The sequence below is a fragment of the Marinovum sp. genome, from assembly GCF_048263515.1.
Lineage (GTDB): Bacteria > Pseudomonadota > Alphaproteobacteria > Rhodobacterales > Rhodobacteraceae > Marinovum.
Window position 1 is genome coordinate 18,016 of sequence record NZ_JBLXEC010000003.1, and the last position, 15,987, is coordinate 34,002.

The 15,987-nt window shown below is 68.4% G+C and carries 8 protein-coding genes and 1 pseudogene; 4 read left to right on the forward strand and 5 right to left on the reverse strand.

The features are described 5' to 3' along the window. Positions 1-257 precede the first annotated feature (257 nt). The 3 genes from deoC to ACN0SE_RS04390 all read left to right on the forward strand — a co-directional run bounded on the left by deoC (position 258) and on the right by ACN0SE_RS04390 (position 3,931). Positions 258-1,253, forward strand: coding sequence for a deoxyribose-phosphate aldolase (gene deoC / locus ACN0SE_RS04380; RefSeq protein ID WP_417523272.1), 996 nt, complete (start codon positions 258-260; stop codon positions 1,251-1,253). Positions 1,254-1,265: 12 nt separating this feature from the next. Further along, on the forward strand, positions 1,266-3,611 hold the full coding sequence (locus ACN0SE_RS04385; protein WP_417523273.1) for an aldehyde dehydrogenase family protein: 2,346 nt from the start codon (positions 1,266-1,268) through the stop codon (positions 3,609-3,611). A 179-nt stretch (positions 3,612-3,790) separates the two neighbouring features. Beyond that, positions 3,791-3,931: a hypothetical protein gene (locus tag ACN0SE_RS04390; protein ID WP_417523274.1), complete on the forward strand. Its 141-nt coding sequence runs from the start codon at positions 3,791-3,793 to the stop codon at positions 3,929-3,931. Positions 3,932-3,969: 38 nt separating this feature from the next. Here the strand turns inward: ACN0SE_RS04390 and tdh are convergent, their stop codons facing one another. The 3 genes from tdh to ACN0SE_RS04405 all read right to left on the reverse strand — a co-directional run bounded on the left by tdh (position 3,970) and on the right by ACN0SE_RS04405 (position 6,970). Further along, on the reverse strand, positions 3,970-5,004 hold the full coding sequence (gene tdh, locus ACN0SE_RS04395; RefSeq protein ID WP_417523275.1) for an L-threonine 3-dehydrogenase: 1,035 nt from the start codon (positions 5,002-5,004) through the stop codon (positions 3,970-3,972). Beyond that, positions 5,001-6,188 carry a glycine C-acetyltransferase gene (locus tag ACN0SE_RS04400; RefSeq protein ID WP_417523276.1) on the reverse strand — a complete coding sequence of 396 codons (1,188 nt, stop codon included), beginning with the start codon at positions 6,186-6,188 and terminating at the stop codon, positions 5,001-5,003. Before ACN0SE_RS04400 ends, tdh begins: the two co-directional genes overlap by 4 nt. A 212-nt stretch (positions 6,189-6,400) precedes the next feature. Further along, on the reverse strand, positions 6,401-6,970 hold the full coding sequence (locus ACN0SE_RS04405; RefSeq protein ID WP_417523277.1) for a helix-turn-helix domain-containing protein: 570 nt from the start codon (positions 6,968-6,970) through the stop codon (positions 6,401-6,403). A gap of 117 nt (positions 6,971-7,087) precedes the next feature. On the opposite strand from ACN0SE_RS04405, the gene ACN0SE_RS04410 reads away from it, so the two are divergent. Continuing rightward, a complete protein-coding gene (locus tag ACN0SE_RS04410; RefSeq protein ID WP_417523278.1) occupies positions 7,088-8,266 on the forward strand; it encodes an acetyl-CoA C-acyltransferase family protein in 1,179 nt (392 codons plus the stop codon). A 188-nt stretch (positions 8,267-8,454) separates the two neighbouring features. Here the strand turns inward: ACN0SE_RS04410 and pbpC are convergent, their stop codons facing one another. Beyond that, positions 8,455-10,491 (reverse strand): penicillin-binding protein 1C, encoded by a 2,037-nt coding sequence (gene pbpC, locus ACN0SE_RS04415; protein WP_417523279.1) that lies wholly within the window; start codon positions 10,489-10,491, stop codon positions 8,455-8,457. Further along, positions 10,488-15,929: pseudogene (locus ACN0SE_RS04420) on the reverse strand (alpha-2-macroglobulin family protein). The gene pbpC and the pseudogene ACN0SE_RS04420 overlap by 4 nt, the downstream one beginning before the upstream one ends. Positions 15,930-15,987: the final 58 nt, after the last annotated feature.

A 15,987-nucleotide genomic window follows, 5' to 3' on the forward strand; every position in this document is an offset into this window, starting at 1 on the left:
CCCCGGACCCCCATGCCTGAACCGGGGGGCCGCGCCTCCCGGACCCTCCGTGTCTGAACCGGGGGGCTCTGCCCCCCGGACCCCCCGAGGGTATTTGCAGCAAGAGGAAGCAGGGGGCGGGGTGCCTCCGGGGGTGATGTGGGGGCTTGGGGGCGAGCGGGGGCTTTGTGGGCGCGGGGTGTTGCCGCGAAGGGACCTCTTGCCGGTTCTGGCTGCCCATGGCACCGTTGCGGCAAAGCGACCGGGAGGCACTGCCCATGGCCACGAAGACCAAAGCCACTGACGACACCACACATCTGCCGCAGACATTCGAGCCGAGAAACCCGGGCATGGCGCTCGATCTCGACTGGGTGCTGGGCGTTCATGCCAACCGCTCGGCGATCGAGCGCCGCGCAGCCACCCTGCCGGGGCGGCGAAGCGTGAAGAAGGACTATCAGGCCGCCTGGCTCTGCCGCGCGATCTCCTGCATCGATCTGACCACGCTGTCGGGCGATGACACCGAGGGACGGGTGCGCAGGCTCTGTGCCAAGGCGCGACAGCCGGTCAGGGCCGACATCCTGCAGGAGCTGGGGATGGAAGGGCTGACCACCGGCGCGGTCTGTGTTTATCACGACATGGTGCCCACGGCCGTTGCGGCGCTGGAGGGGACGAACATCCCGGTTGCGGCCGTCTCCACCGGCTTTCCCGCCGGGCTGTCGCCGTTTCACCTGCGGGTCGCCGAGATCCACGAAAGCGTCGAGGCCGGGGCGCGGGAGATCGATATCGTGATCTCGCGGCGGCACGTGCTGCAGGGTAACTGGCAGGCGCTCTATGACGAGATGCGGGCCTTTCGCGCCGCCTGTGGCGAGGCGCATGTCAAGGCGATCCTGGCCACCGGCGAGCTGGGCACCTTGAAGAACGCCGCCCGCGCCAGCCTGGTCTGCATGATGGCGGGGGCCGATTTCATCAAGACCTCGACCGGCAAGGAAAGCGTCAATGCCACCCTGCCCGTCAGCCTGGTGATGATCCGCGCGATCCGCGACTACCACCAGTGCACCGGCGTCCGCGTGGGCTACAAGCCCGCCGGCGGGATTTCCAAGGCCAAGGACGCGCTGACCTACCTCGCACTGATGAAGGACGAGCTGGGCGACCGCTGGCTGCAGCCCGACATGTTCCGCTTTGGCGCCTCGTCGCTGCTAGGCGATATCGAACGCCAGCTCGAACACCATGTCACCGGCCGCTACTCGGCCAGCCACCGCCACGCGCTGGCCTGATCGGAGACCGTCATGACCGTCAAGGAAATTTTCGAAAGCATGGATTACGGCCCCGCCCCCGAAAGCGCCGGTGATGCGCTGGCCTGGATCGTCGATCAGGGCAGCCGGTTCGGCATGTTCATCAACGGTGACTGGACCGCTGCCCGCGGCGAGTTCCACTCGAAGAACCCCGCCAATGGCGAGACCCTGGCCGATCTGACCCAGGCGATCCCCTCGGAGATCGACGATGCGGTTGCTGCCGCGCGCGCGGCGCAGCCGGGCTGGGCCGGACTTGGCGGCCATGGGCGGGCGAAATACCTCTATGCCATCGCCCGGCTGCTGCAGAAACATGCGCGGCTCTTCGCGGTGCTGGAAACCCTCGACAATGGCAAGCCGATCCGCGAGAGCCGCGACATCGACGTGCCGCTGGCGCAGCGGCATTTCTACTATCACGCCGGCATGGCGCAGCTGATGGAGGCGGAGCTGCCGGGGCGCGAGGCGCATGGCGTCTGCGGCCAGATCATCCCGTGGAACTTCCCGTTGCTGATGCTGGCCTGGAAGATCGCCCCGGCGCTGGCGGCGGGCAATACCGTGGTGCTGAAACCGGCGGAATACACCTCGCTGACGGCGCTGCTGTTTGCAGACATCTGCCTGCAGGCCGGCCTGCCCAGGGGCGTGGTCAATATCGTCACCGGTGATGGCGCGGTGGGCGAGGCGATCGTCAATCATCCGGGCATCGACAAGGTGGCTTTCACCGGGTCGACCCCCGTGGGCCGGGCGATCCGCGCGGCCACGGCGGGCAGCGGCAAGGCACTGACGCTCGAGCTGGGCGGCAAGTCGCCTTACATCGTCTTCGAAGACGCCGATATCGACTCGGCGGTCGAGGGGCTGGTGGACGCCATCTGGTTCAACCAGGGCCAGGTCTGCTGCGCCGGATCGCGGCTGATCGTGCAGGAGGGCATCGCCGAGACCTTCCACGACCGGCTGCGCGCGCGGATGGACAAGCTGCGCCTGGGCAACCCGCTCGACAAATGCATCGACGTCGGTGCCATCGTCGACCCGGTGCAATTGCAGACCATCTCGCAGATGGTCGACGGCAACACCGCCGGCGAGGTCTATCGCGCCAATGTCGATCTGCCCGCCGAGGGCTGCTTCTACCCGCCGACGCTGATCACCGGGCTGCATCCCTCGGATGCGCTGATGCAGGACGAGATCTTCGGCCCGGTGCTGGTCGGCACCACCTTCCGCACGCCGTCAGAGGCGGTGGAGATCGCCAACAACACTCGGTACGGACTGGCCGCGACGCTGTGGAGCGAGAACATCAACGTGGCGCTCGACATCGCGCCCAGGCTTGCCGCCGGGGTGGTCTGGATCAACGGCACCAACATGTTCGACGCCGCTGCCGGGTTCGGCGGCATCCGCGAGAGTGGCTTTGGCCGCGAAGGCGGCTGGGAGGGGATGAGCGCCTATACCCGGCCCAAGGCCGAGGGCGAGACGCTCAGGAAGGTCGAGGCCTTCAAGGGCACCGCAGGCCCCAGCGACCCGCTCGACCGCACCGCCAAGCTTTATGTCGGTGGCAAGCAGGCGCGGCCCGATGGCGGCTATTCGCGCAACGTGCATGGCCCCGATGGCGCGCTTCTGGGTCATGTGAGCCTCGCCAACCGCAAGGATGTGCGCAATGCCGTCGAGGCGGCCAAGGGCGCGGCCTCCTGGGGCGCCACCACCGGCCATCTCAGGGCGCAGATCCTCTATTACATCGCCGAGAACCTCTCGGCCCGGGCAGAGGAGTTTGCCGCCCGGATCGAGGCGCTGACCGGCCGCAAGGACGGCGCGAAAGAGGTACAGGCGGCGATCAGCCGGCTCTTCACCTATGGCGCCTGGGCCGACAAGTTCGACGGTCAGGTGCACAACGTGCCGGTCCGCGCCGTGGCGCTGGCGATGCGCGAACCGGTGGGCGTGATCGGTGCGCTCTGCGACGATGCGCTGCCGCTGCTGGGGCTCGTGTCGGTGATGGGGCCGGCGATGGCGATGGGCAACCGCGCGGTGCTGGTGGCGTCAGAGGCCTTTCCGCTGGCGGCAACCGATTTCTACCAGGTGCTCGAAACCTCGGACGTGCCGGGCGGCGTGGTCAACATCCTCACCGGCAGCCACGGCGAACTGGCCAAGACCCTGGCCGAGCACATGGATGTCGACGCGGTCTGGAGCTTTTCCTCGAGCGATCTGGCGACAGAGATCGAGCGCGGCGCGGCGGCGAACCTCAAGCGCACCTGGGTCAACAATGGCCGCGCGCGCGACTGGTTCGGGCCCGAGGGCGAAGGCCGGGCCTTCCTCGACGCCGCGACCGAGGTCAAGAATATCTGGGTGCCCTACGGGGCGTGAGTGGGACGGTGGGTTGAAAACCCACCCTGCGGTCCCGCGTAGGGTGGGTTTATAACCCACCGTCCAACCCCAGTGTTGTTTGACTCAAATCCGTGCAATCCCCTTTGGGGCGGGTAAGCCCGCGTTAACCCGCATCCGTCAGCCTGTCCCACGGGGGCTTTGCTGAAAAAGGGTGACGGATGCACCAGACGACTCAGACAGGCCTGAACGACGTGGTTGACGCGATGGAAAGGAACACCCGCGAGGATTTCGGGGTGTTCCGGCTGTTGCGCGAATTGGGCCAAAGCGCCCTCTTCGTGCCCTATAGCCGCACTCGCTGAATTCCCGCCCCTGTGCGCCTGGCGTCAGGGGCGGGCCGCTACCAGTCCAGCACGACCTTGCCGCTGTTGCCGGACCGCATGGCGGCAAAGCCCTGCTCGAAGTCGCTGGCCTTGAAGCGATGGGTGATCACCCCGCGCACGTCCAGCCCGTTTTCCAGCATGGCGATCATCTTGTACCAGGTCTCAAAGATCTCGCGGCCGTAGACGCCCTTGATGGTGATCGCCTTGAAGACGATGCGGCTCCAGTCGACCGGCGATTTGCCCGGTGGAATGCCCAGCAGCGCGATCCGCCCGCCCATCACCAGCGCCTCGACCATCTGGTCGAGCGCCCGCTGGTTGCCCGACATCTCGAGCCCGACATCGAAGCCTTCCTTCATCTTCAGCCCGGCAACCACGTCGTTGAGGTCTTGCTCTGCCACGTTGACCGGCGCCACATCCGCCACCTTCTCCGCCAGGGCCAGACGATCGGGGTTGATGTCGGTGATCACCACGTGACGCGCGCCGACGTGGCGGGCCACCGCCGCTGCCATGATGCCGATGGGGCCGGCCCCGGTGATCAGCACATCCTCGCCCACCAGGTCGAACGACAGCGCTGTGTGCACCGCATTGCCCAGCGGATCGAGGATGGCGCCGATCTCGTCGTCGATCTCGTCCGGCAACGGCACCACGTTGAAGGCCGGCAGCCGCAGGTACTGCGCAAAGGCGCCCTGCTCATTGACGCCGATGCCCCGGGTTTCCGGATCGAGGTGGAACTTGCCGGCGCGCGATTGCCGTGAATGCTTGCCGATCAGATGGCCTTCGCCGGAACAACGTTGACCGATCTTGAGGTCTTCGACCCGCGCGCCGATCTCGACGATTTCGCCGGCGAATTCATGCCCGGTGACCAGCCGCACCGGCACCGTCTTCTGCGCCCAGTCGTCCCAGTTCCAGATATGCACGTCGGTGCCGCAGATGCCGGTCTTCGTGATCTTGATCAGCACGTCGTCCGGGCCGATTTCCGGCACCGGCACGTCCTGCATCCAGAGCCCTTCGCGCGCCTCGGCTTTCACCAGCGCCTTCATGTCGTTTCTCATGACAGCACCCCCAGGGATTTGCCAGCGCGCTCGAAGGCGCCCAGCGCCTCGTCCAGATCGGCCCGGGTCAGCGCCGCATTCATCTGCGTGCGAATCCGCGCCTGGCCCTTGGGCACCACCGGGAAGAAGAAGCCCGAGACATAGACGCCCTCGTCATAAAGCCGCGCGGCCATGTCCTGCGCCAGCCGCGCCTCGCCCAGCATCACCGGCACGATGGGATGCTCGCCGGGCAGCAGGTCGAAGCCCAGCCTTTCCAGCCCGGCGCGCCAGTATTTGGTGTTCTCGAAGAGCTGCTCGCGCAGATCGTCGCCCTGCTCGACCAGTTCCAGCGCCTTGATCCCGGCAGCGACCACGGCGGGCGGCAGCGAGTTGGAAAAGAGATACGGCCGACCGCGTTGCCGCAGCAGGTCCACCACCGGCTGCGAGGCCGCGACATATCCGCCGATCGCCCCGCCCAGTGCCTTGCCCAGCGTGCCGGTCAGGATGTCGGCGTGGATGCCGGCATGGGCCGGGGTACCGGCGCCCTTGGGGCCCATGAAGCCGGTGGCATGGCAATCGTCGACCATCAGCACCGCGTCGTATTGATCGGCCAGGGCGCGGATCTCGCCCAGCTTCGCCAGGTAGCCGTCCATCGAAAAGACGCCGTCGGTGGCGATCATCACATGCCGCGCGCCGCCCTCGCGGGCCTCTTTCAGCTTGGCCTCCAGATCCGCCATGTCGGAATTGGCGTAGCGAAAGCGCCGCGCCTTCGAAAGGCGAATGCCGTCGATGATACTGGCATGGTTGAGCGCATCCGAGATCACCGCATCCTCCGGTCCCAGCAACGGCTCGAAAACCGCGCCATTGGCGTCGAAACAGGCGGCAAAGAGGATGGCGTCGTCCTGCCCCAGGAAATCGGCCAGCTTCTGCTCCAGCTCGCGGTGCAGGTCCTGGGTGCCGCAGATGAAACGCACCGAGGCCATGCCGAACCCATGGCTGTCGAGTCCCGCCTTGGCGGCAACCACCAGATCGGGATGATCGGCCAGCCCGAGGTAGTTGTTGGCGCAGAGATTGATCATCTCGCGGCCGTTCACCTGCATTCGCGCCCCCTGCGGGCCGGTGATCGGCCGTTCGACCTTCATCAGCCCCTCGGCCTCGATCCGAGACAGGGTATCGGTGAGATGTTCGAGAAATGCCTGCGCCATGGTGCGACTCCTTTCGTCTCCCCCTTCTAGCACAACAGACGCTCGTCCGGAATAGCGGATTTTCTTCTTAGCGGAATAATTCCGATATACCGGACAGCCGCCGTTTGCCGACCACCGCGCCAAGGCCCAGTGGCATCACTCCCAACCACCTGCTTCTTCTCTTTCCAAAATACGCCGCCCCACGCCCGCCAAGGCAAACACCGCCCGACGCTTCACCCCGCGTCCTGCACCACCAGAAACACCTTGGCATTGCCGCCCACCGCCCGGATGCAATGCCGCAGATCGGCCGCATAACGCGCGCTGTCACCCCGCTCGAGCCGCTCGGTGGCCTCGTCAGAGGTGATCTCGATCGTGCCGTTGATCACGCTGACGATCTCGATGGTGCCGCGTTTGTGCGGCTGGCTGTCAAGCCGCCCGCCCTCATCAAACCGCAGCTCGTAAAGCTCGTTGCGCCCGGCCTCTTCGGGCGGCGAGAGGATGCGGATGCGGCAGCCCTCGCCCATGTTGTCGATTGTCGGGATCTGGTCGGCGCGCAGCACCTCGATGCGGTTGACCTGGGTCTCCTGCTCGAGCAGCCCGGCGAAATCCACCTGCAGGGCGCGGGTCAGGTTCCACAGGGTGGCAATGGTGGGCGAGCTTTCGCCGCGCTCGATCTGGCTCACCATCGAACGCGACACGCCCGAAAGCTTCGACACCGCGTCGAGCGACAGGCCCTGGGTGCGGCGGGCCTCTTTCAGCCGCGCTGGCAGCAATGCCAGAATATCGTCAGATGAATCCGTCATGGCGGAATAGTGGCGCGGAACGCCAGAACTGGCAAGCCGGAACAGTGACCCAACGTTCCGATGACAGCGGGCCGGGGCCCCGACATACTCGCGCCAGACTCAAGCAGGAGGACCCCCATGTCTCAGGATATCGTCATTCTCGGCGGCGCGCGCACCGCCATCGGCACCTTCGGCGGCAGCCTGGCCGCCACCCCGCCCATCGCGCTGGCCACCGCTGCCAGCAAGGCCGCGATGGAACGGTCGGGCGTCGAGCCCGGTCAGATCGGCAACGTGGTTTTCGGCCACGTCATCAACACCGAGCCGCGCGACATGTACCTCAGCCGCGCCGCCGCCATCGAGGCCGGCATTCCCGACACCACCCCGGCGATGAACGTCAACCGGCTCTGCGGGTCGGGGGCGCAGGCGGTGGCCTCGGCCGCGCAGTCGCTGATGCTGGGCGACGCCGATTTCGCCCTTGCCGGCGGCGCGGAATGCATGAGCCGTTCACCCTTCCTCAACCCGTCGCAGCGCTTCGGCCAGAAGATGGGCGACATCAAGACCGTCGACATGATGCTCGGCGCGCTGACCTGCCCCTTCGGCACCGGCCACATGGGTGTCACGGCCGAAAACGTCGCCGGCGAGCACCAGATCAGCCGCGAGGATCAGGACGCCTTTGCGCTGGAAAGCCAGCAGCGCGCGGCGCATGCGATTTCCGAAGGGCGCTTTGCCGAGCAGATCACCCCGGTCGAGGTGCGGGTCAGGCGCGACATGGTACCCTTCGAGACCGACGAGCACCCCAAGGCAACCACCGCCGAGGCGCTGGCCGGCCTGCGACCGGTGTTCCAGAAGGATGGCAGCGTGACGGCGGGCAATGCCAGCGGCATCAACGACGGCGCGGCGGCGATTGTCATGGCCCGGGCCGAGGCGGCCGAAAAGGCCGGGCTGACGCCGCGCGCCCGCGTGCTGGGCTATGCCCATGCCGGTGTGCGGCCTGAGGTCATGGGCATCGGCCCGGTGCCGGCGGTGCGCAACCTGCTGGAGCGCACGGGGCTGAGCCTCGACGCCTTCGACGTGATCGAATCGAACGAGGCTTTCGCGGCGCAGGCGCTGGCGGTGAACAAGGAATTGCGGCTCGACGCCGCCAAGGTGAACCCCAACGGCGGCGCGATTGCGCTGGGCCACCCGGTGGGGGCGACCGGCTGCATCCTTGTGGTCAAAGCGCTCTACGAGCTCGAGCGCATCGGCGGCAAGACCGCTCTGATCACCATGTGCATCGGCGGCGGTCAGGGCATCGCGCTGGCGATCGAGCGGGTTTAACTTTCGTTTAAGGCTGGATTAACGCTGGTGTAACCCGGGATTAACGTTCGTGTAACCTGGCTTAACCTTGGCGTAACTTTGGATTAACTTTGATGTAACCTTTGCTTGGGGCCGTTGCGTTTAGCGTCGGCCCCACGCTTGTGTGAGCCCGACCACCGTTAACGTTCATTTAACTTGGGTCGCACAGGCTACTCCCGTTGGACCATCGCCGCCGCCGAGGCGCCGGTGGCATCCACCACCGAAAGCCGCGAGAACCCGGCCGAGGGCAGCAGAACCGGCAGCGCCCGCGCCCGCGCGCCGGTGACAAGCGGCGCGCCATCGACCATCAGCGTGAAGGGCGGCGTGCCGTGGCGCAGCTTGACCGTGACCTGCTGCCCGGCCAGCAGCGCGCCGTCGGGCGGATAGGCCAGCTCCAGCCGGCTGCCGGCGCTGCGATAGAGCCCGTCGCGGGCGCGAAAGCGGCGCAGCGGCTGCGGCAGATCGGCATTGCGGAGCATCAGCGTCGCGGCGGGCGGCGGTGGCAGCTCTTCCGGCGCGGGTTTCAGCAGCTGGAAGGCCTCGAACAGCACCGGCGCCGCGATCTCGCCGCCAAAGGCCCCAGGCACCGGCGTGCCATCGGGCCGGCCCAGCCAGACGCCGGCCACATGCCTTCCGTCATAGCCCAGCGCCCAGGCATCGCGGTGGCCATAGGAGGTGCCGGTCTTGTAGGCCAGCCAGTCGCGCGGCGCGCCGGGCGGCGGCGCCAGCTCGGACAGGATGTGCCCCACTTGCCAGGCCGCCACTGCGTCAGTGACCTCTGGCCCCGGCACGCCCTCGGCACCCTCGCGCCAATGCAGCGGGCGAGCCTGGCCGCCCTGCGCCAGCGCCGCGTAGAGCTGCACCAGGTCCTCCAGAGTCAGCCCCAGCCCGCCCAGCGCAATCGCCAGCCCCGGGGCGCCGCCCTGCAGCGCCGGCGCGGCACCGGTGCGGCGCAGCGCGGCCATCAGATGCGCCGGCCCCAGCGCCTCGGTCAGGCGCACCACCGGGATGTTGAGCGAGAGCTGCAGGGCGCGCTCCACCGTCACCTCGCCACGAAACCGGCCGTCGAAGTTCTGCGGCGCATAAGGCCCGAAGCGCACCGGGCTGTCGTCGATCAGGGTCTGCGGATGCGCAAGCCCGCGATCGAAGGCCAAGGCGTAGATCAGCGGTTTCAGCGTCGAGCCGGGCGAGCGCAGGGCGCGCGTCATGTCGACAAAGCCGTCGCGGCTCTCGGCCGCGTCCAGACCGGCAGAGCCCACCGAGGCGAGGATTTCGCCAGTGACGTGATCGGCCACCACCATGGCGACCGAAAGGTGATCGCCCCGACCCCGCACCGCCCGCGCCGCCAGCGCCTCGAGCCGGGCCTGCAGGGCGCGGTCCACCGTCAGGTCATGCACCTGGGCGAAAGGCGCGGCCTCGCGCGCGCGGTCGGCCAGATGCGCGGCCAGCACCGGCACGTCACGGCGGGCGGCGGGCACCGCTTCGCGCCTTGCGGCGGCGGCGGTGTCACCATCGATCACCGCAAAGCGCTGCATCCGCGCCAGCACCCGGTCGCGCGCCGCCAGCGCGCGAGCGTGACGTTTGTCGGGGCGCCGGCCCTCGGGGCTTTGCGGCAGGGCGACGAGCAAGGCTGCCTCGGCCGGGGTCAGGCGATGCGGCTCCTTGCCGAAATAGCCCAGCGTCGCCGCGCGCACCCCTTCGAGGTTGCCGCCATAGGGCGCATGGGTGAAATAGAGCGTCAGGATCTCGCGCTTGGTCAGCCGCCGTTCCAGCGCCAGCGCCAGCCGCGCCTGACGCAGCTTGCCCGCAAGCGCGCCGGTGCCGCTGTCCTCGAGCAGCCGTGCCACCTGCATCGTCAGGGTCGACCCGCCAGAGACCACCCGCCCCTCGCGCAGCGCCTGAACCACGGCGCGCCCGATAGCGATCCCGTCGACGCCCGGATGATCCCAGAATCGCTTGTCCTCATAGGCAACCAGCATGTCGATCAACAGCGGGTCGATCTGGTCGAGCGTCACCGAAAAGCGCCAGCGCCCGTCCTCGACCGTATAACCGCGCAAGAGCAGCCCGGCACGGTCACGCACCTCGACCGAGGTTTCGGCCAGCACGGGCGGCAGCACGGTGGCCTCGACCCAATCCTCAAAGCCGTCGCGCGCCGCCGCCCCGCCCCAGAGCAGCGCCACCAGGGCAAAGAGGCCGAAGCGCCTCATTCCGCCACCACGAGCCGCCCCGATGCGGTGCGCGCGCGGTATTGCGGGCGATACATGTCCTCGACCACCGCCGCCGGGTGATGGAAGTCGCCCGGAGAAATAGCCCGGACGATATAGGCCAGTTCGAAAGGCTGGGTGCCGCCGTGATCGACCGCTGCCAGGAAGCGGTCGGCGCGGAACTCGCTGTGCGTCGCCTCGACCGGGTCGAGCCAGTCGAGCGCCCGGATATCGCCGGAGCGCAAGAGGTTGGGGTTGTCGATCTCGAAGCCCGCCGGCAGCGGATCATCGATCATCAGCCGCGCGCCGGTGTCCTCGGCCGGGATCACCCGCAGCACCGTCACCAGCCGCGCGCCGACGGGCACCGGCCCGGTGACGGGTTCGCCCTCGAGCGTGTAGTAGAGCCGCTCCAGCCGGTAGCCGTAGCCGCCGGCCAGCACCGGGCCCTCGGGCTGGCCGATAGTGGTGAGGGTGACGCTGGTGGGCTGCGCACTGCTGTTGGTGAGGGTCCTGGGTGCCGCGCCGCCGGTAAAGCGCCGGACCAGCGGGCCGGACACCGGCTCACCGTCCAGCAGCAGGCCGGCGCCGGTGGCATCGGCCCCCATCGCCTGGGCCGCCAGCAGCGACCAGGCCTGTTCTTGGGTCGACAGCTCGCGCCCGGCGCCGGTGATGCGCTGCACCAGCGCCTCGCGGTCGACCACGGCAGAGCCAGAGGCCACCGCCAGCGACAAGAGCCCCGCCGCATCGCGCAGATCGGTGCCATAGTCGACGCGGTAGACCGGCGCCTCGACCGCGGGCCGCTGGTTCAGCTTGGCCACGGCGATGCGGAACATCGCGTCGGCCCGGGTCTGATCGCCGTACATCGCCAGCGCCGCGCCCAGCTGGGCGGCGGCCAGAGGCGTGGCAAAGTCGCGGCCCTTGACGTCGGCATAGTAGCGCAGGTCGCCCATGGCGGCAGCACCTTCGCGCGCCAGCACCATCAGCGCATAGGCGATGTCCTCGCCACCGTCGTCGAAATCCGGCGCATAGTTCACCCGGTTGGTCAGGTTGTCCATCGCCTGGCGAAAGGCCGTGTCCGGCACGGCAAAGCCCTGCGCCCGCACCCGACCGAGGAAATCGCTGACATAGGCGTCGAGCCAGAAATCTCCGGATTCAGTCCGCCACAGACCAAAGGCGCCGTTGGGCGCCTGCCGGGTCAGGATGCGGGCGACGGTCTGGTCGATCTGTTCGGCGATGCGCGCGGTCTCGGTCAGGCCCATCGCCTCGGTCACTGCAGAGAAATAGAGCAGCGGCAGCGCCTGGCTGGTGATCTGCTCGGTGCAGCCATAGGGGTAGCGGTCGAGCGCGGCGAGCAGCCTTGGCGCATCGAAACGGGCCAGCGGCCCGGCGGCCACAAGGGCCGAGGCACCGCGCGGGTCGAGCCCGGCAAAGACGTTGTCGTCGAAGGTGAAGGTCTCGCCCGCGGCAAGGCTGAAACGGCGGGTCATGGCGATCTCGGGGTCCGTGTCGCGCACCGGTACGGTCAGCCGCTTGTTCAGCGTTTTCCCGTCGGGGGTGGTCAGTGCCACCGTGATGGCGTGATCGCCCTCGGTGCCGGCGGTCAGCGGCACGGTGATCCGCGCCTTGGCCTGATCGGCCAGGGTCACGCTCTCGGGGATCGCCTCGGTGTCGAGGCTGACGCCCTCGCCGGTGACGGCCAATGCCATGGCGCCCGAGGGCCCCTCGGCATGAACGATCTCCAAGAGCAGCCGGCTTTGGTCGCCGGGCGACAGGAAGCGTGGCAGGCTGGCGGTGACCACCACAGGATCGCGCACCAGCACATCGGCCTCGGCCTGGCCGACACCGGTGGGTGACCAGGCGATGGCGGCAAGGCGGAGGGTGCCATTGAACTCGGGGATGTCAAAGCGCACCTCGGCGCGGCCATCGGGGCCGATCTGAACCGGGCCGGTGAACAGCGCCACCAGTTCCTCGGTCGGCGGCGGGCTGTTGAAACGGGCCGCATCGGCGGCATCGCCGCCAGAGCGGACTCGGCCCATGGCACCGTCGAGCCCGTTGATCAGCCGACCGTAGAGGTCACGCATCTCGACGCCCAGCTTGCGCTGGCCGAAGTAATGGCTTTGCGGATCGGGGCTCTGGAAGCCGGTGATATTGAGGATGCCGAGATCGGTGGCGGCGAGGGTGACATAGGCGGTCTCGCCCTCGGCAATGCCCGTGACCTCGACACTGGCGGTCAGCGGCCCGCGCGGGGCCGAGCTTTCGCCGGTGATCAGCGCGACATCCAGCGCCCGCGGACCGGGGTCGATGCTGGCATGAGCGAGGCCAAGGGCACGGGACGGGTTCTGACCGGCGGGCGCATCCATCGGGCGGATCACCGTGGCCGAGACATAGGCGCCGGCGCCCCAGTCGTCCGTCACCGGCAGGGTGACGATGTTCTCGCCTTCGCTGACCGTGACGGTCTGCATGTCGATCACCCGATGCGACATCACGGTGATCAGCGCGGTGCCGGCGTAACGCGGCAGCAGCCGCACGGTGGCGGTCTCGCCCGGGCGATAGGCCGGTTTGTCGAGCGACAGTTCCAGCATGTCCGGCGTGTCGGAGGCGGTGACCGGCGCGTACCAGCCGGCCCAGAAATCCGTCGAGGCGGCGACATAGGCCCCGCCTTCGCCTTCGACCACCAGTTCGTATTTGCCCCAGGTCACATCCGCCGCGATCTCGGTCGCGGTGGTGCCAAGCGTCGCCGTGCCGCTGGCCATCTCGGAGCGGGTGACCACAGGTTCCCAGTTCCATTCGCCGTGCAGCCGGTACCATTCATAGCGCGTCTCGACGCGGTTCAACCGCCAGGTCACCGACATGGCGTCGGGCCGGCCAGCGGCGTCCAGCGCGATCAGCTGGAACCGCGCCTCGCTGCCCTCCTGCACCACACCGTCAAACAGCGGCTTGATGCCGATCACCGGGCCGGAGGCCGCCAGATCGCGGGTCAGCCGCCGTTCGACCGGGCGACCGGAGCCCTCGGACAGGGTGACCACGACCTGCGCCTGCATCGGCAGTTCCGCGGCCTCGGCCTCGATCTCGGGGAAGGCCAGCGGCACGGTCAGCCGGCCCATGGCATCGGTGCGCAGATCACCTTCGAGGTAGCGCGTGCGCGGATCGAAGGCGACGTCATGGCGACCAAAGCGGAAGCCGGGCCAGCCCTCGATCCCCTCGGCGCGCGACAGCCGCACCCTCACCTCGGCGGGCAGATCGGCCCCGGGGGCGCCAAAGAGATAGCGCGCCTCGACGGTCAGTTCGGGGCTGTCGTCGATGGTCAGCCGGCCGTCTGGCAGGGTCAGGTCGAAATCGATCCGTTCCGGCAGGAAATCCTCGACCAGCACGGTGCTCGTGGCCAAAGCTGGGGCTTCTGGGTCGGAAAACAGCGCGATGCGCCAGCTGCCGCGGGGGACCGTGGTGCCCAAGGGCAAGTCGAAGACATGACCGCCCGCCAGGCTCTCGTTCGAAAGCTCGCGGGCGTATTCCACCCCGTCGGGCCGCGTCAGCACCGCGACCAGCGGCAGGTCCTCGATGGCATGGGCCAAGGCATCACGTGCCAGCGCCGTGGCGTGGATCACCTCTCCGGCGCGATAGGCGCCACGATCGGTCGCCAAGAAGACATCCACCGGCCCGGCAGGCTCGCGCCCCTCGACACCGCGATCCGACAGATCAAACGCCGGGTCCTTGAGCGACAGAAAGGCGATGTCGTCGCCGGTCCTGGCCACCAGCAGCGCCGGGGCCGCACCCTGGGTGCCGCGCAACAGGCCCGGGTCAAAGCGCAGATGCCCCTCGGCGTTTGTCTCGGCCTCGGCCAGCACCCGGTTGGCCTGCGACAGAAGTTGCACCGTCACACCCTCGCGCGGCGCGGCATCGCCCAGACCACGAAGAAACACATGCAGCCCGTCGCTGCCCGACAGGCTCGCCAACCCCAGATCGGAAAGCACGAACCACTGGGTCGCCACGTTCTCGGAATATTCGTCCTCGCCCGGCACCCGCGCGGTCAGCGCATAGATCCCCGGCGGCTGATCGGCCAGCAGGTCGCCCAGCGGCAGCCGGGTGGTCACGTCGCGGTTGAGCTGCTGCTCGACCTCGCCGATGCCCTGCCACAGGGTCTCGCCCAGCTCCTGCTCGAAGCGGCGCTCGGTGTAATAGCCCATCGGCGACCCGAAATAGCTGTCCTGGATGGCGCGCAGCAGGTTGCGGTCGGAAATCCGGCGCAGAGTCAGGTCGACCTCGGACAGGTTCACCGTCTCGATCGGCAGGGCGGCGTCGGTGGCGCGCGGCAGCACTTAGGCCCGGCCCTTGAACGCCACCGAGGGCGCACGGTCGCGGACATATTGCGTGATCGTGACGTCGCGGGCCAGGGTCTCGCCCGAGGCGGCGGGCAGGCCGGCGCGAAAGGTGATGGCGTAGCGCGCGCCATGGGCCACGCCGCCGACACAGATGTCACGGCCCGAAGCGCTGACCACCAGACCGGGATCGGGCAGCTGGACATAAGGCGTGTAGTCGAGCCCGGCGCGCAGCAGATCCTCGGAGAATTGCGCGCAGATCCGCGGCTCGGCCCGGTCGCTCTCGGTGCGATGCTCGATGATGCGGAAACCGTATCGGCCCAGCGCCGTCTCCAGCGCCGCCAGTACATCGGCGCGCGGCTGGATGGCCTCGGCCAGCCGCAGGGCGGGCACGGTCTCGGCGCCACGACCGTCCTCCTCGAGCGCCTCGGCCAGTTGCAGCAGCGCCGCGATCCGCCCGCCGTCAGAGGGCGCGCGGAGATAGCCGTTGACCGAGGCCGCCACGGCCATGGCGATCAGGTCGCGCCGGGCGCCGCCGCGGCCTTCGTCGTCGCTGGCAACCAGCGCAAGCCGGGCGTAATCGACCCAGAGGTCGGCCGCATCGTTCTGCGCCAGCGCCGCGCCGGTCCAGTGCATCGCATTGGCCAGATCGCCTTCGCCCTCCTTCTCGCGCGCGGCGTCGAGCAGCGCCTCGACCGTCCACTTGCCGCCCATGTGCCGCGGGCCCAGCCCCTCGGCCAGCGCCAGCGCCGCATCGAGATCGCGCCGGGGAAGGAACGCGAGGTCGCCTGCCCGCGCCTCGGCCTGCGCCGCAATGGCGGGGTCGCCGGTCACGACGATGGCGGAAATCGCGCCTTGGTAATCCTGACGCTCGGTGACCGCGGATTTCGGGAAACAGGAATTCGACCGGCTGTTGAAGGTAAAGGCCGCGCAACTGGCATCAGCCAGGCAGACGCGCTGGCAGGCGTCGAGCGAGGTGTCGAACAGCGCCTGCAGGTCGGAGCCGTAGAAATCCACATCGCGAGAGACCACCACCCGCCGCTCCGGCACCAGCTCCTGCGCCAGGGTTGGCAAGGCCGGCAAGCCTGTGAAGATGATCGAAAGGCACATCAAAAAGCGGCGCATGAAAAATCCTCCGGTCTCAATGCCGCCAGTGTCTCATGCGGCGCGGCGCTCTGGCAAC